Source organism: Variovorax sp. VRV01 (assembly GCF_014852545.1).
Lineage (GTDB): Bacteria > Pseudomonadota > Gammaproteobacteria > Burkholderiales > Burkholderiaceae_C > Variovorax > Variovorax beijingensis_A.
The window spans coordinates 120,356-143,800 of the sequence record NZ_JACVBS010000010.1 but is presented as its reverse complement, the minus strand read 5'-3'; the positions used below and the strand labels follow the sequence as shown (position 1 = coordinate 143,800).

The 23,445-nt window shown below is 67.7% G+C and carries 24 protein-coding genes and 1 riboswitch; of the genes, 10 read left to right on the top strand and 14 right to left on the bottom strand.

Going from position 1 to position 23,445, the window contains the following annotated elements; translation table 11 throughout:
- Window positions 1–107 precede the first annotated feature (107 nt).
- A complete protein-coding gene (locus IB278_RS19095; RefSeq protein WP_145738982.1) occupies window positions 108–518 on the top strand; it encodes a ribonuclease domain-containing protein in 411 nt (136 codons plus the stop codon).
- Window positions 519–568: 50 nt separating this feature from the next.
- A complete protein-coding gene (locus tag IB278_RS19090) occupies window positions 569–994 on the top strand; it encodes a barstar family protein (protein WP_086012221.1) in 426 nt (141 codons plus the stop codon).
- A 309-nt stretch (window positions 995–1,303) separates the two neighbouring features.
- Here IB278_RS19090 and rsmA read toward each other — a convergent pair whose 3' ends face one another.
- From rsmA to IB278_RS19070, 3 genes are read right to left on the bottom strand one after another with little or no spacing between them, the layout of a single operon-like run.
- Window positions 1,304–2,074, bottom strand: a complete 771-nt coding sequence (gene rsmA / locus IB278_RS19080) for a 16S rRNA (adenine(1518)-N(6)/adenine(1519)-N(6))-dimethyltransferase RsmA (RefSeq protein WP_145738980.1) — start codon at window positions 2,072–2,074, stop codon at window positions 1,304–1,306.
- Window positions 2,074–3,483 (bottom strand): peptidylprolyl isomerase, encoded by a 1,410-nt coding sequence (locus IB278_RS19075; RefSeq protein WP_192324830.1) that lies wholly within the window; start codon window positions 3,481–3,483, stop codon window positions 2,074–2,076. The genes rsmA and IB278_RS19075 overlap by 1 nt, the downstream gene beginning before the upstream one ends.
- Before the next feature lie 17 nt (window positions 3,484–3,500).
- A complete protein-coding gene (locus IB278_RS19070) occupies window positions 3,501–6,083 on the bottom strand; it encodes an LPS-assembly protein LptD (protein ID WP_145738976.1) in 2,583 nt (860 codons plus the stop codon).
- A gap of 234 nt (window positions 6,084–6,317) precedes the next feature.
- Between IB278_RS19070 and IB278_RS19065 the strand changes: the two genes are divergently transcribed.
- The 5 genes from IB278_RS19065 to IB278_RS19045 all read left to right on the top strand — a co-directional run bounded on the left by IB278_RS19065 (window position 6,318) and on the right by IB278_RS19045 (window position 11,456).
- Window positions 6,318–7,412 (top strand): aminoglycoside phosphotransferase family protein, encoded by a 1,095-nt coding sequence (locus tag IB278_RS19065; protein ID WP_145738974.1) that lies wholly within the window; start codon window positions 6,318–6,320, stop codon window positions 7,410–7,412.
- Window positions 7,413–7,420: 8 nt separating this feature from the next.
- Complete coding sequence (locus IB278_RS19060; RefSeq protein WP_145738972.1) at window positions 7,421–8,155, top strand: 16S rRNA (uracil(1498)-N(3))-methyltransferase; 735 nt, start codon at window positions 7,421–7,423, stop codon at window positions 8,153–8,155.
- Between the two features lie 63 nt (window positions 8,156–8,218).
- A complete protein-coding gene (locus tag IB278_RS19055) occupies window positions 8,219–9,574 on the top strand; it encodes a M20/M25/M40 family metallo-hydrolase (protein ID WP_145738970.1) in 1,356 nt (451 codons plus the stop codon).
- A 100-nt stretch (window positions 9,575–9,674) separates the two neighbouring features.
- Window positions 9,675–10,136, top strand: a complete 462-nt coding sequence (locus tag IB278_RS19050; protein WP_209500338.1) for a YidB family protein — start codon at window positions 9,675–9,677, stop codon at window positions 10,134–10,136.
- Window positions 10,137–10,277: 141 nt separating this feature from the next.
- Window positions 10,278–11,456, top strand: coding sequence for an MFS transporter (locus IB278_RS19045; RefSeq protein ID WP_192324828.1), 1,179 nt, complete (start codon window positions 10,278–10,280; stop codon window positions 11,454–11,456).
- Window positions 11,457–11,472: 16 nt separating this feature from the next.
- Here IB278_RS19045 and IB278_RS19040 read toward each other — a convergent pair whose 3' ends face one another.
- On the bottom strand, window positions 11,473–12,339 hold the full coding sequence (locus tag IB278_RS19040) for an alpha/beta hydrolase (RefSeq protein ID WP_145738964.1): 867 nt from the start codon (window positions 12,337–12,339) through the stop codon (window positions 11,473–11,475).
- A complete protein-coding gene (locus tag IB278_RS19035) occupies window positions 12,336–13,847 on the bottom strand; it encodes a M20 family metallopeptidase (protein WP_145738962.1) in 1,512 nt (503 codons plus the stop codon). The genes IB278_RS19040 and IB278_RS19035 overlap by 4 nt, the downstream gene beginning before the upstream one ends.
- 88 nt (window positions 13,848–13,935) lie before the next feature.
- Here IB278_RS19035 and IB278_RS19030 point away from each other — a divergent pair, with 88 nt between their 5' ends.
- Complete coding sequence (locus tag IB278_RS19030) at window positions 13,936–14,721, top strand: DUF72 domain-containing protein (RefSeq protein ID WP_145738961.1); 786 nt, start codon at window positions 13,936–13,938, stop codon at window positions 14,719–14,721.
- 19 nt (window positions 14,722–14,740) lie between these two features.
- On the opposite strand, the gene IB278_RS19025 is transcribed toward IB278_RS19030, so the two are convergent.
- The gene (locus IB278_RS19025; RefSeq protein WP_055807343.1) at window positions 14,741–15,256 is read right to left on the bottom strand and encodes a bactofilin family protein; all 516 of its coding nucleotides are present in this window, start codon (window positions 15,254–15,256) and stop codon (window positions 14,741–14,743) included.
- Window positions 15,257–15,393: 137 nt separating this feature from the next.
- On the opposite strand from IB278_RS19025, the gene IB278_RS19020 reads away from it, so the two are divergent.
- Entirely contained in the window at window positions 15,394–16,326 is a 933-nt protein-coding gene (locus IB278_RS19020) for an ion transporter (RefSeq protein ID WP_145738959.1), read from the top strand.
- On the opposite strand, the gene IB278_RS19015 is transcribed toward IB278_RS19020, so the two are convergent.
- The 4 genes from IB278_RS19015 to IB278_RS19000 all read right to left on the bottom strand — a co-directional run bounded on the left by IB278_RS19015 (window position 16,271) and on the right by IB278_RS19000 (window position 19,352).
- Window positions 16,271–16,861 carry an IMPACT family protein gene (locus IB278_RS19015; RefSeq protein ID WP_192324826.1) on the bottom strand — a complete coding sequence of 197 codons (591 nt, stop codon included), beginning with the start codon at window positions 16,859–16,861 and terminating at the stop codon, window positions 16,271–16,273. The two genes, IB278_RS19020 and IB278_RS19015, sit on opposite strands and share 56 nt — an antisense overlap.
- Before the next feature lie 34 nt (window positions 16,862–16,895).
- Window positions 16,896–17,483 (bottom strand): methionine biosynthesis protein MetW, encoded by a 588-nt coding sequence (metW, locus tag IB278_RS19010; RefSeq protein WP_145738956.1) that lies wholly within the window; start codon window positions 17,481–17,483, stop codon window positions 16,896–16,898.
- Entirely contained in the window at window positions 17,480–18,655 is a 1,176-nt protein-coding gene (gene metX / locus IB278_RS19005; RefSeq protein WP_145738955.1) for a homoserine O-succinyltransferase MetX, read from the bottom strand. The genes metW and metX overlap by 4 nt, the downstream gene beginning before the upstream one ends.
- 133 nt (window positions 18,656–18,788) lie before the next feature.
- A complete protein-coding gene (locus IB278_RS19000) occupies window positions 18,789–19,352 on the bottom strand; it encodes a TMEM165/GDT1 family protein (RefSeq protein WP_145738954.1) in 564 nt (187 codons plus the stop codon).
- Between the two features lie 17 nt (window positions 19,353–19,369).
- A riboswitch (yybP-ykoY riboswitch) is annotated at window positions 19,370–19,546 on the bottom strand.
- Between the two features lie 263 nt (window positions 19,547–19,809).
- Between IB278_RS19000 and IB278_RS18995 the strand changes: the two genes are divergently transcribed.
- Window positions 19,810–20,349 carry an RNA recognition motif domain-containing protein gene (locus IB278_RS18995; RefSeq protein WP_192324824.1) on the top strand — a complete coding sequence of 180 codons (540 nt, stop codon included), beginning with the start codon at window positions 19,810–19,812 and terminating at the stop codon, window positions 20,347–20,349.
- 80 nt (window positions 20,350–20,429) lie between these two features.
- Here the strand turns inward: IB278_RS18995 and IB278_RS18990 are convergent, their stop codons facing one another.
- The 4 genes from IB278_RS18990 to IB278_RS18975 are packed head-to-tail and all read right to left on the bottom strand — an operon-like array spanning window position 20,430 to window position 23,399.
- On the bottom strand, window positions 20,430–21,212 hold the full coding sequence (locus tag IB278_RS18990; RefSeq protein ID WP_145738951.1) for an SDR family oxidoreductase: 783 nt from the start codon (window positions 21,210–21,212) through the stop codon (window positions 20,430–20,432).
- Between the two features lie 8 nt (window positions 21,213–21,220).
- Window positions 21,221–21,856 (bottom strand): LPS export ABC transporter periplasmic protein LptC, encoded by a 636-nt coding sequence (lptC, locus tag IB278_RS18985; RefSeq protein WP_145738949.1) that lies wholly within the window; start codon window positions 21,854–21,856, stop codon window positions 21,221–21,223.
- Window positions 21,853–22,401: a KdsC family phosphatase gene (locus IB278_RS18980; protein WP_145738947.1), complete on the bottom strand. Its 549-nt coding sequence runs from the start codon at window positions 22,399–22,401 to the stop codon at window positions 21,853–21,855. Before IB278_RS18980 ends, lptC begins: the two co-directional genes overlap by 4 nt.
- Window positions 22,401–23,399, bottom strand: coding sequence for a KpsF/GutQ family sugar-phosphate isomerase (locus tag IB278_RS18975; RefSeq protein ID WP_145738945.1), 999 nt, complete (start codon window positions 23,397–23,399; stop codon window positions 22,401–22,403). The genes IB278_RS18980 and IB278_RS18975 overlap by 1 nt, the downstream gene beginning before the upstream one ends.
- Window positions 23,400–23,445 lie beyond the last annotated feature (46 nt).

Sequence of the window (23,445 nt, the reverse complement as noted above, 5' to 3'; positions counted from 1 at the left end):
CGCTTGCTATTTTCGCCAGCGTGGTGCACACTCGCGGGCTTGAATTTGCGGGTTAACCCCAGGGTTGGCTGCCAATTCGGAACCCCGCTCTTTTCTTGTGGTGCCCCATGGCGGCTTACGCCTCGATCACGTCCTCTGTCACTAAGTTTGCGCTCACCGGCTTGATGCTGGCGGCGTTGGCGACGGGGGCCGAGGCCCGCGGATGGTTCGGCACCGGAAAGCCCGCCCAGGAATCGATTGCACTGTCCGAACTGCCGGTTCAGGGCCAGCGAACCTACGAAGCCATCCTGAACGGCGGCCCCTTCCGATTCGAAAAGGACGGCACGGTATTTGGCAACCGCGAGCGTCTTTTGCCGCCCGCGCGGCGCGGTCACTACCGCGAGTACACGGTGGCAACGCCCGGCTCGCGCGATCGCGGTGCACGGCGCATTGTCTGCGGCGGAGAACAGCGCACCACACCCGAGGCCTGCTGGTACACGGCAGACCACTACGCGAGTTTCAGACGGATTGCACCATGAGCGATGACAAAGACTTGAGCGGCGCCCCGAAGCGCCCCGAAGAAATGATGATGACTATGGAAAGACCAGCGGAGATGACCCTATCCCTTCGTGCCGTACGCCCGAACATCGTGCAGTCGATTCGTGCGTTCCGCGTGAACGACCTGCAGGAAGCCGCCAACGCCGCGGGCCAGCACTTCCTGTACGCCAATCTGGGGAACGCCCAGACCAAGCAGGACGTTCTGGACCTGATCGCCCAGCAGTTCACCTTTCCGGCGCATTTCGGCAAGAACTTCGACGCGCTGTACGACTGCATGACCGACCCGTTGCATAAATCGGGCCCGCAGCCCGGTTTCGTGATCGTGCTCGAGCAGATCCCGGCCAACGCCAAGTTCGACAAGGAAGCGCGCGAGCAGCTGCTCGACATCTTCCGCGATGCCTCCGACTACTGGGGAGACCGGAAAGTCCCGTTCCGCTGCTTCTATTCTTTTCTGTAGCCCGTTCTGCACACACCAGCCAAGCAGAACGGGCGAACGAGGCTCAGCCGAACGGCGCAGCACTCGATGGCATCGAAATCAACGGCAGCACCGCCAGTGCGGCCGCCGGCACGGAACCCGAAGGCGAAAAGATGCCGACCGACAAACTGGTCGACGTCTCGCCGCTCGCATTGCGCATGAGCAGCCCCTTCAACGCGGGCTACTGGCTCGCGGCGGCCTGAACAAGCCCACCCCCGAAGCGGCTCACTTCGTGTAGCCGGTTCCGCGGTGTTCACGAACGAAAGCCCGCCTTTGCCAAGGCGGGCTTTTCTATTTGGGCTCGGGGGGAACGGCCTGGGCCAGGGCGACGTATTCGGCCACGGGCACTTCCTCGGCGCGGCGCTGGGCGTCGAATTCGCCTGCAAAGCCGTGCGCGTCCAGCCATTTGCCCAGAGTGTGGCGCATGATCTTGCGGCGCTGGCTGAAGGCGACCTGCACGATTTCGCCCAGGCGGGCGGCATCGACGGCCGGCGGCTCGGCCAGCGGCGCCATGCGCACCACGGCGCTGTCGACGCGCGGCGGCGGATCGAAGCTCTCGGGCGGCACGAACAGCACGTTTTCCATCCGGTAGCGCCACTGAAGCATCACGCTCAGGCGGCTGTAGTCCGACGTGGCGGGGCGCGCGACCATGCGGTCGATCACTTCCTTCTGCAGCATGAAGTGCTGGTCGGCGATCAGGTGCGCGAAGCCCAGCAGATGGAACAGGATGGGCGTGGAGATGTTGTAGGGCAGGTTGCCGACCACGCGCAGCGGCGCCGCGAACCTGGCGGCCAGCGCGGCGAAATCGACCTTGAGCACGTCGGATTCGATGACGTCGAGCTGCGGATGCTCGCGCAGCCGCTTGGCCAGGTCGCGGTCGAGCTCGATGACGGTCAGGCGCCCGAGCCGCTCGACCAGCGGCTGGGTGAGCGCCGCCAGCCCCGGACCGATTTCGACCATGGCGTCGCCAGGCTGCGGCGCGATCTCCTGCACGATGGCATCGATGATGCCGCCGTCGGACAGGAAGTGCTGCCCGAACCGCTTCCTGGCGATGTGTGCCATCAGGACTGGGGCGCCTCGCGGTATTCGACGTAGGCGCGCGCGCGCACTTCCTGCACCCAGGTGCTGAAGGCTTCATCGACCCGCTGCTCGCGCAGCACGGCCCGCGCGGCTTCGCGCTGCTCGGCCTGGGTGAGCTTGGATTCGCGCCGGCCGACCACCTGGATCAGGTGGACGCCGAAACGCGACACCACGGGGTCGCTGATCTGGCCCGGCGCCAGGCGGTCCATGGCTTCCTCGAACTCGGGCACGAACTGGCCCGGGCGCGACCAGCCCAGGTCGCCGCCTTCCTTGGCGCTCGCGTCCTGCGAGTTGTCGCGCGCCAGGCCCGCAAAGTCGGCCGTGCCGGCCTGCAGGCGGCGCTTGAATTCCGCGAGCTGCGCAACCGCCTGCGCGGTGGTGCGCTTGGGGTCGTTGAGCAGCAGGATGTGGCGCACCTGCGTCTGGGTGACGGTGGCGTCGGCGGCGCCGAGCTGGGCCTTGGCCAGCACCTTGAGCACGTGGAAGCCCGCACCCGAACGGATCGGGCCGGCAATGCCGTTGACCGGCGTCGACTGCGTGGCTTCGACGAACAGCGACGGATAGCGGTCGGCGGTGCGCATGCCGACGGCGCCACCGTTGGCGCGGTCCGGCGAATCGGAGTTTTCCTGCACCAGCTTGGCGAAGTCTTCGCCCGCGCGGGCGCGCTGCGCGAGGCCCTGGGCCCGCTGCTGCAAGGTGGCGACCTGCGCTTCGGTGGCGTTCTCCGGCACGGCGACCAGGAGATGCGCGAGGTTGATATTCTGCAGTGCCGCATCCTTGGTGGGGGCATTGCGCTGGTCGCGCAGGTATTCGTCGGCCTCGGAGTCGCTGATCTTGACCTTGGCCTCGACCTCGCGGTCGCGCAGGCGCGTGAGCAGCAGCTGGTCGCGCAGGTCGTTGCGGAATTCGCGCTGCGAGATGCCTTCGGCCACCACGCGGCGGCGCAGTTCCTCGACGCTGATCTGGTTCTGCCGCGCCACGGTCTGCTCGGCCTGGTCGATGGCGACGTCGTCCACCTTGATGCCGTTTTCCTTGGCCAGCTGGAGCTGCGCGCGCTCCGAGATCAGGCGCTCGAGCACCAGGCGCGTGAGTTCGGCGCGCGGCACGCGCTCGGCCTCGGCATTTTCCCGGATGAGGCGCGTGACGCGCGACTGCACCTCGGTGTTGGTGATGGGCTCGGAATTGACCAGTGCGACGATGTATTCGGCCGAGCGCTGCACCGGCGCGGCGGTGGAAGGCGCGGTGCGCGGCGCCGGCGGCGCCAGCCGGGGACCGGCGCGCATGATGTCGGTGATGCCGCTGCCGCCACCGGGACGCAGGCCTTGTGCGCCCGAGGCCGCGGCCAGTGCCGCGAGGCAGCCCAGGGTCAGGATGGAACGGATGTGTTTCATGGCGTTGCTCAATCGTCTCAGTCGTAATTGGTGAAGCGGCTCGGCCCTTCGGTGGGCTGGCGAAGGGGCTGGTAGCGCTGGATGTTGGTCCGCAAGGTCTGCATCGGGCTCGACCCGATGCTGGAGAACCCGACGAATTCGAGCTGGAACATGATGCGCGTGTTGGCCGTCACCGTGCCGGTCGTGATGCGCTGCAGCACCACGCGTCCGATCCAGCAGCAGCCGTCGTACTCGAAGCCGAGCACGCCGTCGGTGAGTTTCTTGTCCTGCAGGCTGTAGTTGAGCCGGCCGACCGCGTACCAGCGCCCGCCGCCCTGGCCCTTGCCCGGGCCGAGGTCCTTGCCCTTGTCGCCCCACAGGTCGTTGAGCGGCCACTGCCAGCCCACGTCGAAGGACTTGTTGCCGTCGGTGGCGAGGGGGGTGGTGGGCGCCTGGTAGCGGAAGGCCGCGCTCAGGTTGCGGTACGGACCCGGGTTGTAGCGCGCGGTGATGGCCGAGCGCTCCGACTTGCGCGTGTCGGGGTTGTACTGGACGACCGTGTCCAGGCTCCACTTGGGCGTCCAGTTGATCTGGGCGCCCAGCAGCAGGTCGCTCGCGCGGTCGGTCACCGGCGTGCCGCCCGGCAGCGTGACCCTCTGGTCGCTGAAGCGCAGCCGCTGCGCAACGCCGAAGCGCGCCGCCTCGACGCCGGTGTCGGGGTCGATCAGGCGCGAGGTGACGCCGAGCGTGAGCGTGTTGGTGTCGGAAATGCGGTCGTTGCCCGAGAAGGCGTTCTCGGTGTAGATGGTCGCGAAGCTGAAATCGTTGGCCGCCGAATCGTAGTTCGGCAGCATGCTCTGGTTGCGGAACGGCGTGTAGACGTAGTAGGCGCGCGGCTCCAGCGTCTGACGGAAGGCACGGCCGAAGTAGTTGGCGTCGCGCTCGAAGATCAGGCCGCTGTCGAGGCTGAAGGTCGGCACCGTCCGGTTGCTCGAGGTCGGGAAGAAATACAGCGAATTCGGGTTGTAGGGCACGCCGTTGACGTACTGGGTTCCGTTCACGGTGAGCCTGGGAACGTCCGACTGCGGCAGGTAGTAGTTGTACGAAGCCGTGTTCAGCTGCAGCTTCGGGATGACGAAGGAGCTCGGTGTGATGAACGGCCGGCTGATGGTGGCAATGGCCAGGGCGCGGTCGCCGTCGGGCTGCGACTGCTGGTTGATGTCGAAGCCGGGCTGGCCGGCCAGGATGGTGTTGACGCGAAAGCGCGTGTAGTCCAGGTTCAGCGAAACGTCGAAGCCGTGCCAGTCGTACTTGTTGTAGTTGGCCGTGATCTGCGGCATCCGGTCATAGGACGGAACGATCGGCGACAGGCTGTATTGCAGCGTCTGGTAGCGCAGCGCACGGATGCCGCCGTTCCAGTCGCCCTTGCTCCAGTTGAGCGAGGCGTCGTTCGACAGCTGGCGCTGTGCCAGCGTGGGCGTGCGCGTGAAGTCGCGCCAGTAGTCGTTGTCGCTGACCCGGTTGATGTTGATGCTGGCCGAGAGCGAATCGAGCCCCAGCGCCTTGGCATTGAAATCCTGGTGGTGATTGGCCCAGATGCCCCAGCGCTTGCTGCTGGGCGGCGCCCCGAAGCTCAGGGCCGAGGCCTGGATTTCGCCGTTGGCGAGCTGCTGCAGCTGCGCGGCGCGCGTTTCGTTGTAGCGCTGTCCCACGAGGCGGTCGCTGCCCATCAGGTCCAGCCGGATGCTGCCGCTGTATTCCTTCTCGAGGTAGCGGAATTCCGAACCCAGGTTGAGGCCGCGCTTGCTCATCAGTGTGGGCGTGAACGTGGCGTCGCGGTTGGGCGCGATGTTCCAGTAGTACGGCTGCGAGATCTCGATGCCGTTGGTGTTGTCGACGCCGATCGTGGGCGGCAGCAGGCCGCTCTTGCGCTCGTTCGACAGCGGAAAGCTCACGCTCGGGATCGGCGGCGTGCTGATGCCCATGAAGCTCAGCCGCGCGTCGGTGGCCACGCCGACGTTTTCCTCGGTGTCGGTGGTCAGCGTGGCCGCGGACAGCAGCCAGGCCGGCATCCAGCCCGGGAAATCCTCGCGGCGGCAGGTGGTGTACGTGGCGGTGCGGGCCACCGACACGTTGCTGTCGACGAAATCGATGCGCTGCGCCTCGCCATGCCCGCCGGTGGCAAGGAAGGAGTAGCGCACGTTGTTGAAGAAGCCTTCGAAGGTCTCGAGCTTGAGCTCGAGCTCGGGGCCTTCGTACACGTTGCCGGCCTGGTTGACGCGCACATTGCCGCGCGCCTTGGCGCGGTCGTCGGGCTGGTAGTACTCGAGCCGGTCGGCGGTGATGGCGACTTCGCCGCGACGCAGCGTGGCATGGCCTTCGACCACGGTTTCGAGGTCCTGGCGGCCCGACAGGCGGTCACCGGTGATCAGGCTGGGCAACTGGCTGCGCTCGGCGGGCGGCAGCGATTCAGTCAGCTGCGGCGTGCGCTTGAGCGTGAGCGGGCCATCGAGGCCTCCGGCCGGCTGGGCCGAGGCGCCGTGCGCGTGCAGCAGCGCCAGCGACAGCACGGCCAATGGCAGGGGCGGTCCGGAACGCCGCAAGGCAACGCGCCGCCTCATCAGGCCTCCCGCCGCATCGTTCCGGCGGAGGTCCGCAGTCTTCCCGAGGAAGGCTGCGAGTGCACAGGGTGCCAAGCGTGGGGGCTTTGGATCGTAGGCATCGGTCAGGAACGAAGGATCGTCGGGAGGACGGCGCGGCAGGCCGGCAGGTTGCAGGAGCCGGCGGCAACTCTGTTCGACCAGGGAGGACCGCAGGAGTTGCCGCGCCAGGCGGATTTGTAGAATCGATTATCCATGACAGCACCCCCGCTCCCGGCCTCCGAGCCCATCCCCTCCGCCACGGCCATTCTCTGGACAGATCCGCAGCGGGCCGCGGCGTTCCAGAACTGGCTGGCCGGCATCGGCGCCGCGCACGGCCTGCTGCCCGAGACGGTGCGCCTTGCCTCCGCCGATGCGAGCTTTCGCCGCTACTTCCGCATCGACGCCACGGGGAGCGCCGCCAGCCGCATCGTGATGGATGCGCCGCCCGACAAGGAGAACAGCGAGCCCTTCGTGCAGGTTGCCCGCCTGATGGCCGAGGCCGGCGTGACCGCGCCGCAGGTGCTCGAGTGGGACCGGACCCACGGCTTCCTGCTGCTCGACGACCTGGGCCGCGAAACCATGCTCGACGTGATCGACCCGGCCCGGCCCGACGCCAGCCGTCCGCTCTACGACCAGGCGATCGATGCGCTGATCCGCTGGCAGCTGGCTTCCAGGCCGGACGTGCTGCCGCCCTACGACCGCGCCTTGCTCGAGCGCGAACTGGCGCTTTTTCCCGAGTGGTACATCGGGCGCCACCGCGGCATTGCCGTCGAAGGCCAGCTCAAGGAGCGGCTGGAACGCAGCTTCAGGCTCATCGTCGAGAACAACCTGGCCTCGCCGAGCGTCTACGTGCACCGCGACTTCATGCCGCGCAACCTGATGGTCCGCAACGATGCCGATTTGGGCGTGCTCGACTTCCAGGACGCGGTCTACGGCCCCATCACCTACGACATCGCGAGCCTGATGCGCGACGCCTTCCTGAGCTGGGACGAAGAGTTCGTGCTCGACGTCACCATCCGGTACTGGGAAGCGGCGCGCAAGGCCAAGCTGCCGGTCGATGCCGATTTCGGCGCGTTCTACCGCTCGGTCGAATGGATGGGACTGCAGCGCCACCTCAAGGTGGCCGGCATCTTCGCCCGCCTGACGCTGCGCGACGGCAAGCCGCGCTACCTGGCGGACACGCCGCGCTTCATCGCCTACATCCGCTCCACCGCCAGCCGCTACATGGAACTCACGCCGCTGCTGCGGGTGATCGACGAGATCGAAGGCACGTCGGCGCTGACCGGCTTCGCCTACGGCAGGGTTTAGGGCTCTAGATGCCCCGCTTCCACTGCCCGGTGCCTTTGACCGCGGGTGCCACGCTCGAGCTGCCTCCCGGTCCCGCGCGCCACGTGCAGGTGCTGCGCATGCAGCCCGGGGACGCGCTCACCTTGTTCGACGGCTCGGGCGGCGAATACGCGGCAACCGTGGAGCGCATGGGGCGCAGCGATGTGTCGGTGGCGATCGGCGCCCATGCGCCGGCCGAGCGCGAAGCCATGCGCGCGGTGCACCTGGCCGTCGGCATGCCCGCCAACGAGCGCATGGACTGGCTGGTCGAGAAAGCCACCGAACTGGGCGTCGCGAGCATCCAGCCGCTGGCCACGGCCCACGGCGTGCTGCGGCTCTCGGGCGAGCGCGCCGAGAAGAAGAGGACGCATTGGGAAGCGATTGCCATTGCCGCCTGCGAGCAATGCGGCCGCAACCGCGTGCCGCGGATCCATCCGGTGCGGCCGTTCTCGAGCCCCTCGGCATGGACCGACGCAAATGCGGGCGCCGCCACGCTGCGCCTTGTCCTGAGCCTCGCCCAAGGCACGCGGGGCCTGGCCGATGCCACCGCCTCGGCGCCGGCCGGCGGCAGCGTGCTGGTGCTGAGCGGACCCGAGGGCGGCCTGAGCAGCGCCGAGGAACAGGAAGCGCTGGCATGCGGCTTTGCGCCGGTCACGCTCGGGCCACGCGTGCTGCGCGCCGAAACCGCAGCACTCGCCGCGCTGGTATTGCTCGCCGCCCCTTGAGGAATGCTTTCCGCGAAGGCTTGCCACACCCACTCCCCATCACAAGAAAAGGATCTCCACGCCATGCCTCGTTCGCCCCGCGCCCTCCGGCTCGCTCCCCTTATGCTGGCCATGCTCTGCGCCGTCCACGGCGCGCAGGCCCAGAACACCGCCGTGGCGCCCACGCCTGCACAGGTCACGCCCGAGGTGGACAAGACCTTCACCCAGCTGATGGCGGCGCCCGCGATCCAGAAGCTGCTCGACGCGGTCAAGGCCGACCATGAGCGCTCGGTCGAAGACCTCAAGATGCTGACCGAGATCGAAGCGCCGCCGTTCAAGGAAAGCAAGCGCGCCGAAGCCTTCCTGGCACGCATGAAGGCGCTCGGGCTCGCCGACGCGAGGATCGATGCCGAAGGCAACGTGATCGGCCTGCGCAAGGGCACCGGAAACGGCCCCAAGCTTCTGGTGTCGGCCCACCTGGACACCGTGTTCCCCGCCGGCACCGACGTGAAGGTGAAGGAGCATGAGGGCAAGCTCCACGCGCCCGGCATCGCGGACGATACGCGCGGCCTGTCGGTGCTGCTGTCGTGGCTCAAGGTGCTCAACGACAACAAGATCCAGACCGTGGGCGACCTGCTCTTCGTCGCCAATGTCGGCGAGGAAGAGCTGGGCAACCTGCGCGGCATGAAGGCCATCTTCCGCGACCATCTCGACATCGACGGCATGGTGGGGCTGGAGCCTTCACCCGACGGCAACGTGCTGGTCCTGGGCACGGCGAGCCATCGCTATGAAGTCACGTTCAAGGGACCGGGGGGCCACAGCTTTGCCGCGTTCGGCCAGGTGCCCAGCGCCATCCACGGCATGGGCCGCGCCATTGCCAAGATCGCCGAAGTCCGCACGCCCAGCTTTCCCAAGACCACCTTCACCGTCGGCACCGTGGGCGGCGGCACCTCGGTGAACACCATTGCGCCCGATGCCCGCATGGCCATCGACATCCGCTCGGACGACATGGCGTCGCTGCTGGAAACCGAAAAGAAGATCCTCGCGGCCATCGACGAAGCGGTGGCCGAGGAGAACAAGCGCTGGAACGTGGCGACGCTGAGCGCCAGCAACAAGCTGATCGGCGACCGGCCGGGCGGGCGCACGCCGTCCGATTCGGTGATCGTGGAGGCGGCCGTCCGCTCGAACACCGCCTTCGGCCACAAGACGCTGCTGCGCGGCGGCAGCACCGACGCCAACGTGCCGATGTCGTACGGCATCCCGGCCATCATCATCGGCGGCGGCGGAAAGTCGACCGGCTTCCATGCCCTGAGCGAATCGATCGACGTGACAGATGCCTGGAAAGGCGCGCAGAATTCGCTGGTGACAGTGCTGGGTCTGGTCGGCGTGCAAGGGGTAAGCCCCGCATTGCTGCCGAAACGCGCACCGCGTCCCAGGTAATTTGTCACGCTGCGGGCTTAAAAGTAAACAAGCTTGCTCGCCCGGGGCCCCTCGCGCTGGGAAAATGCCAGCGGTTCTGTCACACACCAAGGAAACGTCCATGGGAATGCTCGATTCGGTACTCGGCCAGGTTCTCGGGGGCGCCGCCCAACAGCAGCAGCCGCAAGGCGGCGGCATCGGCGGGCTGGGAGACCTGGGAGGCCTCGCTGGCGCGCTGGGCGGCCTGCTCGCCAACAACGGCGGCACGGGTGGCCTTGGAGGCCTGGTCTCGAAATTCGAGCAGGCCGGCATGGGCGACGTGATCGGCTCCTGGATCGGCAAGGGCGAAAACCAGCCCGTGTCCGGCGGCCAGTTGGAGAACGCGCTGGGCAGCGACACCATCGCCAGCATCGCCTCCAAGCTTGGCATCAATGCGCAAACGCTGCTGCCCATGCTGGCCACCATGCTGCCGGCCCTGATCGACCAGCTCACGCCGCACGGCAAGGTGCCGGAGCAGGGCCTGGACAACCCGAACGACCTGCTGGGTACGCTCGGCAGCCTGCTGCAGAACAGGCAGCCTTGAGCGAACTGTTTGCTCATCGGAAATTCCGGCGCCCGCGAGGGCGCTTTTTTTTGCCTGCCGCATTTCGGCTGGCGCATCCAGGGCGATTCGCGTAGAACCGCAGCCTTCCATGCCGCAACACGCCTTCGCCGCCATTTCTCCATGAACCGCAACCTCTGGCTGCTCGCCATCTGCCAGGGCCTATTCCTGACCAACAACGTCACCTTCATTGCCATCAACGGGCTGGTCGGCCTGAGCATCGCGCCGCGCGGCTGGATGGCCACGCTGCCGGTCATGGGCTATGTGGTGGGCGGGGCGCTCACCACCGGGCTGGTGGCGCGCACGCAGCAGCACTTCGGGCGGCGCGGGTCGTTCCAGATCGGGCTGGCGGTGGGGCTGGGCTCGGCCTTGCTGTGCGCCTTCGCGGCCATCTCGAAGAACTTCTGGCTCCTGTGCCTGGCCACGCTGGTGGCGGGCTACTACAACGCCAACGCCAACCTCTATCGCTTCGCGGCCGCCGAACTCGCGGCCCCGGCTTGGCGCGAGAAGGCGGTGTCGCTGGTGATGGCCGGCGGCTTGATCGGCGCGGTGGCGGGGCCCAACCTCGCGGCCGCCACGCGCGAAGCGTTCGCGGTGCCGTTCGCGGGCGCCTACATCGCGCTGGCGGCGGTGGCGCTGGTGTCGATGGTGGTCATGCGCTTCATCGAGTTTCCCGCCACGCTCACGCGCCAGCAGGCGCTGGGCGGGCGGCCGCTGTCTCAGATCATGCGCCAGCCGGTGTTCATTGTGGCGGCCGCGGCGGGCGCGCTGGGCTTTGGCGTGATGAACCTGCTGATGGCCGCCACGCCCATTGCCATGCAAATCTGCAGCCTGCCTTTTTCCGACGCCGCGCTGGTGCTCGAATGGCATGTGATCGGCATGTTCGCGCCGGGCTTCTTCACCGGCCACCTGATCCGCCGCTTCGGCGCGCTGCCGGTGATGGGCGTGGGGCTCGCGCTGAACTTTGGCTGCATCGCCGTTGCGCTGTCGGGCGTGACGCTGCAGCACTTCCTCGTGGCCCTGTGCCTGCTGGGCGTGGGATGGAATTTCCTGTTCACGGGCAGCACCACGCTCTCGCTCACGGCCTACACCGCGGAAGAGCGCGACCGGGCGCAGGGCGCACTCAATTTCTGCGTGTTCGCGACGCTCGCGCTGACTTCATTCGCCTCGGGCGTGCTGGTCACGACGCAGGGCTGGCAGCTGCTGAACTACGGCTCGCTGGTGCCGGTGGCGCTCACGGGCGCGGCACTGCTCTGGCTCGCGCAGACGCGCCGGCGCGCGGCTGCGGCCGCGAGCGCCTGAAGCGCTTCCTCCTTCTTCAGTCCGGCGGAAAGCGCTTGCCGAGCCAGCGCTGCAGCGCGGCGAACACGGGTTCAGCCTCGAGCTCGTTGAATATCTCGTGGTACATCGATTCGAAGCACTGCGCTTCGACCATGCCGCCGGGCGCGGCGGCAGCCGCGAAGGCCCGGCTGGCGGCCGGCGCCACCAGGCGGTCGTCGCCTGCATACAGCAGCAGGGTCGGCACCGGCCAGTGCGCCGCCGCCTGCTGCACTATCGCCCCTTCGTGCGCCAGAAAGCGAGCGAGCCGGCTGCCGATGCGGTCGTGCGTGAGCGGATCGTCGCGGTAGGCCTGCACCACCGCCCGGTCGTGCGAAAGAAAGTTGTCGTCCAGGCCGTTGCCGACGCGCAGCCCGGGCGCAATGCGCGGCAGCACCGCGAGCAGCGCCTTCTGGAACCAGTTCAGGCCCGGGTCGAGCCCTGGCGAGGACAGCACCAGCCCGTCGACCGGCCGCACACCGCGCGCCACCAGGCTGGCCGCGACCAGCCCGCCCAGGCTGTGGCCGAGCAGCAGCAGCGGCAAGCCGGGGTTCTCGCGCCGCGCATCGTCGATAACCAGCGCGAGGTCTTCGACCAGCCGCAGTTCGCCGGGCAGCACGCCGCGCGCACCGGACGATCCGCCGTGGCCATGATGGTCATGGGCCCACACTGCGAAGCCCCATGCGTGCAGGCGCGCCGCAAGTGGGTGATAGCGCCCGGCATGCTCGCCGAGCCCATGCACCAGCACGACGACGCCGCGCGATGCGCCGGCCGCCGGAAGGCGGCGCAGCAGCAGTGTTTCGCCGTCCGGCGTGGGCAGCGAAACCCGCTGCGGCAAAGGCAGCAGCTGCGCCGCCGCCGGGCTCAAGCGGCCGCCGGCTCCGCAGCCGCGGCGCGGTGCGCGGCCGGCAGCGCCGCAATCACCTCGGCCACCGCAGCCGTGAGCTTCTTGGCGTAGGGCACGTGCAGGAATTCATTGGGGCCATGGGCATTGCTCTTCGGACCCAGCACGCCGCAGACCATCATCTGCGCCTTGGGGAAGCCGGCGCTCAGCATGTTCATCAGCGGAATGGTGCCGCCCTGGCCGATGTAGCCGCAGGATGCGCCGAAATGCGCCCGCGAGGCCTTGTTGAGCGCATCCTCGAACCACGGCGTGATCGTCGGCGCATTCCAGCCGGTGGCGCCGCCGCCGCTTTCGAAGGTCACGCGTGCCTGGTAGGGCGCGTTGTCCTCGAGCAGCGTCTTCAGCTGCTGCACCGCTTCGGCCGCATCGACCAGCGGCGGCAGGCGCAGCGACAGCTTGAACGCGGTGTAGGGGCGCAGCACGTTGCCCGCGTCCTTCAGCGCCGGAAAACCCTCGGCGCCGGTCACCGAGAGCGTGGGCTTCCAGGTGCGGTTGAGCAGCGCCTCGACCGGATCGGTGGTGGTCGGCAGCGCGAACACGGTCGAGCCGCCGCAGTCGTAGTGCGCCCACGGGAAACGCTTGTAGACCTCGTCGCCCAGGATCGCCGCGGTGGCCCTGGCCTGCGCCAGGCGGTCGGCCGGCACTTCGCAGTGGAAGCTCGCGGGCAGCAGGCGGCCGGTGGCGCTGTCCTCGAGGCGGTCGAGCACCTGCCGCATGATGCGGAAGCTCGAGGGCACGAGACCCGACGCATCGCCCGAGTGGATGCCTTCGGTCAGCACCTCGACCTTGAGCGTGCCGCTGGCCATGCCGCGCAGCGAGGTGGTGAGCCACAGCTGATCGTAGTTGCCGGCGCCGGAGTCGAGGCAGATCACCAGTTCGACATTGCCCAGCCGCGGACGCAATGCGTCGACATACGGCAGCAGGTCGTAGGAGCCGCTTTCCTCGCAGGTCTCGATCAGCCCGACGATGCGCGGATGCGCCGCGCCCTGGTTCTTGAGCGCCTGCAGCGCGGCAATGCTGGCGTAGACCGCATAGCCGTCGTCGGCGCCGCCGCGGCCGTAGAGCAGGCCGTTCTCGTACTTGGGCGTCCAGGGGCCGAGGTCGTTGCGCCAGCCGGTGAATTCGGGTTGCTTGTCGAGGTGGCCGTACATCAGCACGGTCTCGCCCATGTCAGTGCCGGTGGCCGGCACTTCGAAGAACAGCACCGGCGTACGGCCTTCGAGGCGCACGATCTCGAGCTTCAGCCCCTCGACCTTCTGCGCCTCGACCCAGGCCGCCGCATTGCGCAGCACGGTTTCAAGGTAGCCGTGGGCCGACCAGTCCTTGTCGAAGCCGGGCGACTTGGCGGGAATCGCGATGTAGTCGGTGAGTTGCTTGAGGATGTCGCCATCCCACTGGGCGGTGACGTCGGACAGGGCACGCTCGGCATCGAGCAGGCCGGTGGGCATTTCGCGGTGCAGGGGGGCGTTCATCGGGTTCTCCGCGGGGAAGGAAAAAAACGCATTTTGCGCCCTTGGGCGAGCGCGCGTAGAGTGCGGCGATCTCAACCCGGAGCGCAATGTGAGCAAGGCAGCATCGACTCGGATCAAGGTGGGCATCGGCGGCTGGACCTACGAGCCCTGGCGCGACAATTTCTATCCCAAGGGGCTCGCGCAGGCAAAGGAGCTGCGCTATGCAAGCCGCCAGGTCAGCGCCATCGAGATCAATGGCACCTACTACAGCACCTTCAAGCCCGAGACCTTCCGCAAATGGCACGACGAGGTGCCGGAGGACTTCATGTTCTCGATGAAGGCCTCGCGCTTCGCCACCAATCGCAAGGTGCTGGCCAGCGCGGGCGATTCGATCAAGCGCTTCATCGACAGCGGCGTGAGCGAACTCGGCGACAAGCTCGGCCCGATCGTGTGGCAGTTCATGCCCACGAAGCCCTTCGATGCGGAAGATTTCGAGGCCTTTCTCGAGCTGCTGCCCAAAAAGGAAGGCAGCCGCGCGCTGCGCCACGTGATGGACGTGCGGCACCCGAGCTTCATCACGCCCGGCTACCAGGCGCTCGCGAAGAAGCACAAGGTCTCGACCGTGTTCACCGACGCGGACAAGTTTCCTTCGTTCGAGGAGCCCGAAGGCGACTTCGCCTATGCGCGGCTCATGATGGCCGACGCCAAGCTCAAGACCGGCTATGCGCCGAAGGCGCTCGACACCTGGGCCGAGCGCGCGCGGCAATGGGCCGAAGCACCCAGGAAGCGCGACGTGTTCGTCTACTTCATCAACGGCGCCAAAGAGAAAGCACCGGCCGCGGCCGGTGCCTTGCTGGAGCGCCTGGGTTGGAAGCCGCCTGAAGAGGCGGCCTGAGCCGAAAGAGCCTGATCGGTCAGGCTGCGGCTTGCAGCGACGGCTTGGCGCCGAAGCTGATTTCGCCGGACAGCTGGCCGCCTTCCTCGATCACGATCTTGCCGTAGCGGATCTTGCCGGTGACCTTGCCGGTCGAGTGGATCACGAGCTTTTCGCGCACCGTGAGGTTGCCGTCGAACACGCCGCGGATCTCGGCGATGTCGATCTCGGCCGAGCCCTTGAACTCGCCCTGTTCGGCGATCTGCATCAGGCGCGAGTCCATGGTTGCTTCGACCAGGCCTTCGACCACGAGCGTGTCGCAATCGGTGATCTCGACGCCCTTGAGCTTGATGTTGGGGCCGACGGTGAGCTTGCTGCCGCCTTCCTTGGCCGGCGCGGTCGCTGCAGAGAGGCCCCCTTGCTGCGCGGTCAGCGACGAAGGATTGACGGGCGAGCCCGAGAGATTGGTGCCCGAGCCCACCAACGGCGCGGGACGAGAGGTCAACGAGTCGGTGTCACGATCACGCTTGCCGAAAAAGGGGGACTGTGTGGCCAATGGGGAGCTCCTCAACAAAACGACTATCGTAAGAACCCGCTCGCGGCCTGCGGCACTTCATTGCGCAATAAACGTAACCGAATAAGTCCCGCAGCACGCCGCCAATGCCGCTTCCCCGTGCCCCGGCCACCGAAAAGATGACCCGATCGAACACCGCACCTGCCGCCCGGACCCTCGCGATCTCCTCGACCATCGATTCGCGCTTCGACAAACCTGCGAGCGGCTGGCGGCGCCGGCTGTTCACGGTGATCTTCGAGGCCGACACGCGTGCGGGTCTGCTGTTCGACCTCGCCTTGATCGCCGTGATCGTGGCCAGCGTGCTGGTGGTGATCCTCGACAGCGTGCAGTCGATCCGCGAACAGTGGCGGCCCGTGTTCAACGCGCTCGAATGGATGTTCACCATCCTGTTCACGCTCGAATACATCGCGCGGCTCGCCTGCGTGAACAAGCCGCTGCGCTACGCGCTGAGCTTCTATGGCGTGATCGACCTGCTCGCGCTGCTGCCGACCTTCCTGGTGGCGCTCGCGCCCGAGCTCGCCTACCTGATCGACGTGCGCGTCCTGCGGCTTTTGCGCGTGTTCCGCATCTTCAAGCTGTCGCGCTATTCGGTGGAATACCGCGCGCTGGTCTCGGCCGTGGCCGCGAGCCGGCGGAAGATCACGGTGTTCGTGGGCTTCGTGATGCTGGTGGTGCTGGTGATGGGCACGCTGATGTACGTGGTGGAAGGCCCGCAGCACGGCTTCACGAGCATTCCGGTGGCGATCTACTGGGCCATCTCGACCATGGCCACGGTGGGCTTCGGCGACCTCGTGCCGAAGACGGATCTCGGCCGCGCGATTGCCTCGGTGATGATGCTGCTGGGCTGGGGCGTGCTCGCGGTGCCGACCGGCATCGTGACGGCCGAGATGGCCCGGCGCGGGCCCGACGACGACATGGCAGGGCCCGTAGCGCTCGCATCGCGGGGCGTGCTGGCGATGACACCGCCCTCGGCCGTGGCCGTACCGGTGCGCCGGCTCACGCCTGCGGCCAGACGGCGCGCCCTTGCGCAGCATCGTCGAGGCGGGCGATGAAGGCATTCGCGTCGGGCTCGGGCAGCGTGAATGTGAAGTCCACCGCATCGCCGTGCCGCACATCGACCAGCGAGGCGCCGGCCACGGCAGCGATCTCGCGCCGCACCAGTCCTTCGAGCGCATAGGGCACGGCGCATTGCAGCAGCCGCTGGCGCACCAGCGGCACCAGCGCGGCCCCGAGGCAGGCCTGCGCCACCGCGTCGGTGTAGGCCCGCACGAGTCCGCCCGCGCCCAGCTTGATGCCGCCGAAGTACCGCACCACCGTGGCAAGCACGCCTTCGAGCTGCTGGTGCCGCAGCACCTCGAGCATGGGTCGCCCGGCCGTGCCGCCCGGCTCGCCGTCGTCGTTGGCGGCCGACTGGCCACCCGCCATCAGTGCCCAGCAGACATGCGCGGCGGCGGGGTGCTCGGCGCGAAGGGATGCCACCACGGCCAGGGCCGCGGCCCGGTCGGCCACCGGCTGCACGCAGCCGATGAAGCGGCTCTTCTTGACCAGCAGTTCGCTGTGTACCGGTTGCGCAAGCGTGAAGCTCATGGAGCTGCCGTTTTCAGTCGGGGCGCGGAAGCGCTCAGCGCTCCCGCTCGAACTTGAACACGGCCGTGCCCGCGCGTGCATTGGGCAGCCAGCGCACGCTGCGGCCTTCCTGCACGCCGAAGGCATCGAGCACGCTCAGGCTGTTCTTCTGCGCCAGCACCTCGAAATCCTTGAAGGTGCCGACCCGGATGTTGGGCGTGTCGTACCACTGGTAGGGCAGGCGGCGCGTCACCGGCATGCGGCCGCGCGCAATGCTGATGCGGTTGGGCCAGTGCGCGAAGTTGGGAAAGGCCACGATGCCGATGCGGCCCACGCGCGCGGTTTCGCGCAGCATGATCTCGGCGTTTCGCAGATGCTGCAGCGTGTCGATCTGCAGCACCACGTCGAACGAGGCGTCGTCGAACATCGCCAGGCCTTCGTCGAGGTTCAGCTGGATCACGTCGACGCCGCGGCGGATGCACTGCAGCACGTTGCCGTCGGCAATTTCCACGCCGTAGCCGCTGCAGCCGCGCTCACGCTGCAGCAGGTCGAGCAGCGCGCCGTCGCCGCAGCCGAGGTCGAGCACGCGCGCGCCCTCGGGCACGAGGTTGGCGATGAGGCGCTGGGTCTCGATGTCGCTCACGATGCACTCCCTTCGGCCAGCACCTCGTGCGCCACGCGCTCGAAGTAGGAACGCACCACGCCCATGTAGCGCACGTCGTCGAGCAGGAAGGCGTCGTGCCCGTGCGGTGCGTCGATTTCGGCGTAGCTCACGTTGCGGCGGTTGTCGAGCAGCGCCTTCACCAGTTCGCGGCTGCGCGCGGGCGAGAAGCGCCAGTCGGTCTTGAAGCTCACGAGGAGGAACTTGGCGGTGGCGCCCGCGAATGCCGCGCTGAGGTTGCCGCCATGCGAACGCGCGGGGTCGAAGTAGTCGAGCGCGCGCGTGATCAGCAGGTAGGTGTTGGCGTCGAAGTATTCGCTGAACTTGTCGCCCTGGTAGCGCAGGTAGCTCTCGATCTGGAATTCGATCTCCTGCGTGGAGTAGCGGTAGTCGAGCGCCGCCGCCTCGCCCTCGACCGCGCTGCGCAGGATGCGGCCGAACTTGGCGTTCATGACGTCGTCGCTCAGATAGGTGATGTGGCCGATCATCCGCGCGATGCGCAGGCCGCGCTTGGGGATCACGCCGTGCTCGTAGAAGTGGCCGCCGTGGAAGTCGGGGTCGGTGACTATGGCGCGGCGCGCCACTTCGTTGAAGGCGATGTTCTCGGCCGTGAGGTTGGGCGCGCTGGCCACCACCACGGCATGCCGCACGCGATCGGGGTACTGCAGCGTCCACGACAGCGCCTGCATGCCGCCCAAGCTGCCGCCCATCACCGCCGCGAGCGTGCGGATGCCGAGCGCGTCGAGCAGCGCGGCCTGCGCATCGACCCAGTCTTCGACCGTGACCACCGGAAAATCCGCGCCATAGACGCGGCCGGTGGCGGGGTTGACATGCATCGGGCCGGTGGAGCCGAAACAGGAGCCGAGGTTGTTCACGCCGATCACGAAGAAGCGGTCGGTGTCGACCGGCTTGCCTGGACCCACCATGTTGTCCCACCAGCCTTCCGACCGCGCCTGGCCTTCGTAGGTGCCGGCCACGTGGTGCGAGGCATTGAGCGCATGGCAGACCAGCACCGCGTTGCTGCGCTCGGCGTTCAGGGTGCCGTAGGTTTCGTAGGCGAGCGTGTAGCTGCCGAGCGACGCGCCGCTGCGCAGGGCCAGCGGGCCCTCGAACTGCATCGACTGCGGAGTGACGACCAAGGGAGGTGACGACATCAATGAAAAACCCGGCCTCGCCAAAAACGAGCCGGGTTGCTTGTTCGCCAACTTGACTGTCTTTAGCTGAATTTATTAAGCGCCCGCAAGCTGAAGCAAATCGGCGCAGCCGGCAGTATATCGCCCCGCCGCGCTACCAGCCGACGACCATCACGAGGCCGAGCACGAGGAAGATCGCGGCCGAGACGCCGTGCACCAGCTTGATGGGCACGCGCCGCACGATCTTCTCGCCGAGCCACACCACCGGCGCGTTGGCCAGCATCATGCCGAGCGTCGTGCCGGCGACCACCCAGAAATACTCCTGCGTGAAGCGCGCGGCCAGCATGACGGTCGCGATCTGGGTCTTGTCGCCCATTTCGGCCAGGAAGAACGCGACCAGCGTGGTGACGAAGACCCCGTGGTGGGTGGCCGCGGGGGCGTCGTCCTCGTCGAGCTTGTCGGGGATCAGCATCCATGCCGCCATGGCGATGAACGAGCCGCCCAGGATCCAGCGCAGCACGTCGGGCCCGAGCCAGTGGGTGATCCAGTTGCCGACCGCGCCGGCCAGTGCGTGGTTGACGATGGTGGCCGCGAAGATCCCGAGCACGATCGGCCAGGGTTTCCTGAAACGCGCCGCAAGCAGAAGAGCCAGCAGTTGGGTCTTGTCGCCCATTTCGGCGAGCGCAACCACGCCGGTTGCAACGAGAAAAGCTTCCATGAAAGAGAGGGGTTCCTTGGGCCGAAGGACGCAATTGACCGTGCAACACCTTCGGCCATATTCCCGAAGTTGCACGGTCAAAGGTCTCGCCAGGTGTGTCCACTGCACGCGCCATGTCCTGTGTGGGGCAGGACAAGTCTGTTGACGCGGGCCCTTCTCGCGATGGAAGGCGGCTACTCCCCAATGACGGGTGGGATTCTACCTGCTGCGCCGCAGCCAACGGCCGGTTTTGTAAGCGTGCGCTAGCTTTCCATAAATTTTTCGAGGCCCTACAGGATGCAGCAAATTACTGCTTGCATTTCACGTATTTCACCCATAATGCACGAGCCTCCCTCTTCATTTTGCCGGGGAGGAAGTTCGGTGATCGGTCAGTTTCGCGCGACTCGACGGCTCTCGTTTGAGTGATGCTTTCGGGACTCCATCGCTTTTCTTGCTATGTGTTTATAGGAGTCCCTTGATGGGCAACAAACTGTATGTCGGCAACCTGCCTTACTCGGTGCGCGACAGTGATCTCGAACAGGCTTTTGGACAATTCGGCGCGGTGACCAGCGCCAAGGTCATGATGGAACGCGACACGGGCCGCTCGAAGGGCTTCGGCTTCGTCGAGATGGGCAGTGACGCGGAAGCGCAAGCAGCCATCAATGGCATGAACGGCCAGCCGCTCGGCGGCCGCAGCGTCGTCGTCAATGAAGCACGTCCCATGGAAGCACGCCCCCCGCGCAGCGGTGGCGGCGGCTACGGCGGCGGCGGTGGTGGTTATGGCGGCGGTGGTGGCGGTGGCTACGGCGGCGGTGGTGGCGGCTACGGTGGTGGCGGCGGTGGCCGCTCCGGCGGTGGCGGCGGCTATGGCGGCGGTGGTGGTGGCCGCTCCGGCGGCGGTGGTGGTGGCGATGGCGGCTTCCGCAGCCCCTATGGCGCCGGCCCCCGTGGCGGTGGCGGCGGTGGCCGCTCCGGCGGCGGCGGCGGCTACGGTGGTGGCGGCAACAGCGGCTACTGAGCGCTGCAGCCAGGCACGCACAAGTAAAAAGGGCTCCTCAGGGAGCCTTTTTCATTGGGGCCGCCGCCCCGGTGAATTCATCAGCTTTCGCCGCTGCGCTTCTTGCGGGCGCGGCCCTGCACGGCGCGGTCGAGCAGCGCGTTCGGCAGCATGCGCATCAGCTTGGCGACCACGCCCATCTGCCAGGGAATCACGCGGTAGCTGGTGCCGGCCTCGATCGCGCGCAGCGCCTGGTCGGCAAAGTCCCGGGCCTTCATGAGAAAGGGCATGCCGTAGCGGTTGCCCTGGGTCAGCGGCGTGTCGATGTAGCCGGGGCACAGCGTGACGACCTTGACGCCGCTGTTGTGCAGTTCGCCGCGCAGGCTCTCGCAGTACGCGACCACGCCCGCCTTGCTGGCGCAATAGGCGCCGTGCCCCGGCAGCCCGCGAATGGCCGCGACGCTCGCGATGCCGACCAGCCGGCCGCTGCCGCGCTGCCTCATCGCCGCCACGAAGGGATGGAAGGTGGCCATCAGGCCCACGTTATTGGTGGCGAAGGTCCGGGCCATCACCTCGATGTCCTCGCGCTGTGCCGTGTCGATGCCCACGCTGATGCCGGCGTTTGCAATCACCACGTCGGGCAGGCCCTGGCGTTCGATGCAGGCGGCGCCCGCGGCCACGATGCTGTCGGTTTGCGCCACGTCGGCGCCATAGACCTGGTAGCGGGCGGGGTCCAGCTGGCGCTCACCGGCCCAGGATTCGATTTCCGCGGTGCGCCGCGCCACCAGCGCGAGGCGGTAGCCCGCCTCGTAGAAGCTGGCGGCCAGGGCCTGGCCGATGCCGCTCGATGCGCCGGTGATGAAGACAAGCGGGGAGGGGCTCATGCGCGGGTTCAGCGCGGCTTGCCGGCCGCCGAGGGAATCAGGACGCCGCGCACCCGGCCGGTCAGGTTGGCAACGCCGCTCAGGTTGTCGTAGTCGAGGTTTTCGGCGGTGAACTGGTCGGCGCCGCGGATGAGCGTGACCGGCTTGTTCGAGGTCACGCGTTCGGTGTCGAGAAAGGCGTGCAGGAAATCGCCGCGGAACTCCAGCCGCGGCGTCGACTTGCCGTTGGGCCCCACCACCGGATCGCGGATGACGATGGCGTTGCCGAAGAGCTGGATCTCGCTGCCGTCGGAATTGGAGATGCCGCGATTGGCGGTGGCGTGGGTCGTGAAGCCCTGCGGCGAAACCGAGCGCATGCGCACGTCGTCGACCTCGACGGTGTCGGTGTCGGGGTAGTGCCGGCCTTCCTTGCCATGGAGTTCGCTGCGCAGGTCGCCGTTTGGCAGGAAGTTCTTGATCACGAAGCCGCGCATGAAATAGTCGGGCTCGTGCGTGGGCGCGGCCTTGGCCGTGGGTGCGAGCAGCTTGGGCGCGTTGCGCACCAGCCAGTAGGTGCCGAGCGCAACGGCCGCCGTGAGAATGATGGGCAGGTAGATCGTGGCGCGGTCGAGCACGTCGCGCAACAGGTTCCAGGCACGCTTCATTGCCTGGGACCCCGGGCGGCGTCGAGCAGGCGGCGGTATTGGCCGCAGGCCGTCAGCAGCAGATCGCAGAATTCGCGCGCCGCGCCTTCTCCGCCGCGTGCGCGGGTGACGTAGTTGACCGCCTCGCGCACTTCGGCATGCGCATTGGCGGGCGCGGCCGCAAAGCCGACGCGCGCCAGCACGGGCAGGTCGGGCCAGTCGTCGCCGATGGCCGCGGCCTGCAGCCAGCTGAAGCCGAGCTCCTCGAGCATGGCCTGGGCCGCGGGCAGCTTGTCTTCGGTGCCGTAGCGCACGTGCTGGATGCCCAGCGCTTCGAGCCGCACGCGCAGCGGCTTGGAGTCGCGGCCGGTGATCACCGCGGGCGTGATACCCGCCAGGCGCAGCAGCTTGAGGCCGTAGCCGTCCAGGATGCTGAAGCGCTTGAGGGTTTCGCCGTGCTCGGTGAAATACACGCCGCCGTCGGTCAGCACGCCATCGATGTCGAAGAACGCGATGCGCACGTCCTGCGCCGCGAGCAAGGTCTCGGCCTGAAAGTCGATCGGCATCAGATGACCTTCGCGCGCATCAGATCGTTGATGCTGAGCGCGCCGATCAGGAGCCCCTGGGGGTCGACGATGAGCACGCTGGTAATGCGGTGTTCTTCCATCAGCTCGGCCGCCTCGACCGCCAGCGCCTCGGCGCGCAGCGTGCGCGGGCCGGGGTGCATCACGTCGGCGGCGGTGAGGCCGCGCAGGTCGCCGCCGGTCTCGACCTGGCGGCGCAGGTCGCCGTCGGTGAAGATGCCGATGGCACGGCCTTGCGCATCGACCACGGCGGTGGCGCCCAGGCCCTTGGAGCTCATCTCGCGCATCAGCTCGCTGAGCGTTGCGGTGGGCGCCACGCGCGGCACCTCGTCGCCCGAGCGCATCACGTCGCTCACGTGCGTGAGCAGCTTGCGGCCGAGCGCGCCGCCGGGGTGCGAGCGCGCGAAGTCTTCGGAGCCGAAGCCGCGCGCGTCGAGCAGCGCCACCGCCAGCGCGTCGCCCATGGCCATCTGGGCGGTGGTGCTCGCGGTGGGGGCGAGGTTGAGCGGGCAGGCCTCCTTGGCCACGCCGGCGTCGATCACGATGTCGGCGTGGCGCGCGAGGGTGGAGTCGGTGCGGCCGGTCATGGCGATGAGCGGCACGCCCTGGCGCTTGACCACCGGCAGGATCACGGTGAGTTCGTCGACCTCGCCGCTGTTGGAGATGGCCAGCACCAGGTCGACCGGCTTGATCATGCCGAGGTCGCCGTGGCTCGCTTCGGCCGGGTGGACGAACATGGCCGGCGTGCCGGTGGAGGCCAGGGTCGCCGCAATCTTGCGGCCGACATGGCCGCTCTTGCCCATGCCCATGACGACCACGCGTCCGCGCACGTCCAGGATCTTGCGCACGGCGTCGACGAAACTCGGACCCACGCGCGACTTGAGGCCGAGCACGGCATCGGACTCGATGTCGAAGGTGGCGCGCGCTCGCGCCAGGATTGCGTCGGCGTCGACCACGGGGGGCAGGGGAGCTGAACTCATCGGCGGATTTTACGGGCCGGCCGGCGCGCGCCGCCGCTCGATACAA

Coding starts and splice junctions, on each gene's coding strand:
- IB278_RS19065 (WP_145738974.1), top strand. CDS start 6,318: ATGACAGCACCCCCGCTCCCGGCCTCCGAGCCCATCCCCTCCGCCACG.
- IB278_RS19035 (WP_145738962.1), bottom strand. CDS start 13,847: ATGAACGCCCCCCTGCACCGCGAAATGCCCACCGGCCTGCTCGATGCC.
- lptC (WP_145738949.1), bottom strand. CDS start 21,856: ATGAAGCGTGCCTGGAACCTGTTGCGCGACGTGCTCGACCGCGCCACG.
- IB278_RS18990 (WP_145738951.1), bottom strand. CDS start 21,212: ATGAGCCCCTCCCCGCTTGTCTTCATCACCGGCGCATCGAGCGGCATC.
- metX (WP_145738955.1), bottom strand. CDS start 18,655: ATGTCGTCACCTCCCTTGGTCGTCACTCCGCAGTCGATGCAGTTCGAG.
- IB278_RS19020 (WP_145738959.1), top strand. CDS start 15,394: ATGACCCGATCGAACACCGCACCTGCCGCCCGGACCCTCGCGATCTCC.
- IB278_RS18980 (WP_145738947.1), bottom strand. CDS start 22,401: ATGCCGATCGACTTTCAGGCCGAGACCTTGCTCGCGGCGCAGGACGTG.
- IB278_RS19095 (WP_145738982.1), top strand. CDS start 108: ATGGCGGCTTACGCCTCGATCACGTCCTCTGTCACTAAGTTTGCGCTC.
- IB278_RS18995 (WP_192324824.1), top strand. CDS start 19,810: ATGGGCAACAAACTGTATGTCGGCAACCTGCCTTACTCGGTGCGCGAC.
- IB278_RS19050 (WP_209500338.1), top strand. CDS start 9,675: ATGGGAATGCTCGATTCGGTACTCGGCCAGGTTCTCGGGGGCGCCGCC.
- IB278_RS19060 (WP_145738972.1), top strand. CDS start 7,421: ATGCCCCGCTTCCACTGCCCGGTGCCTTTGACCGCGGGTGCCACGCTC.
- IB278_RS19075 (WP_192324830.1), bottom strand. CDS start 3,483: ATGAAACACATCCGTTCCATCCTGACCCTGGGCTGCCTCGCGGCACTG.
- IB278_RS19070 (WP_145738976.1), bottom strand. CDS start 6,083: ATGAGGCGGCGCGTTGCCTTGCGGCGTTCCGGACCGCCCCTGCCATTG.
- IB278_RS19090 (WP_086012221.1), top strand. CDS start 569: ATGACTATGGAAAGACCAGCGGAGATGACCCTATCCCTTCGTGCCGTA.
- IB278_RS19045 (WP_192324828.1), top strand. CDS start 10,278: ATGAACCGCAACCTCTGGCTGCTCGCCATCTGCCAGGGCCTATTCCTG.
- rsmA (WP_145738980.1), bottom strand. CDS start 2,074: ATGGCACACATCGCCAGGAAGCGGTTCGGGCAGCACTTCCTGTCCGAC.
- IB278_RS19000 (WP_145738954.1), bottom strand. CDS start 19,352: ATGGAAGCTTTTCTCGTTGCAACCGGCGTGGTTGCGCTCGCCGAAATG.
- IB278_RS18975 (WP_145738945.1), bottom strand. CDS start 23,399: ATGAGTTCAGCTCCCCTGCCCCCCGTGGTCGACGCCGACGCAATCCTG.
- IB278_RS19015 (WP_192324826.1), bottom strand. CDS start 16,861: ATGAGCTTCACGCTTGCGCAACCGGTACACAGCGAACTGCTGGTCAAG.
- IB278_RS19055 (WP_145738970.1), top strand. CDS start 8,219: ATGCCTCGTTCGCCCCGCGCCCTCCGGCTCGCTCCCCTTATGCTGGCC.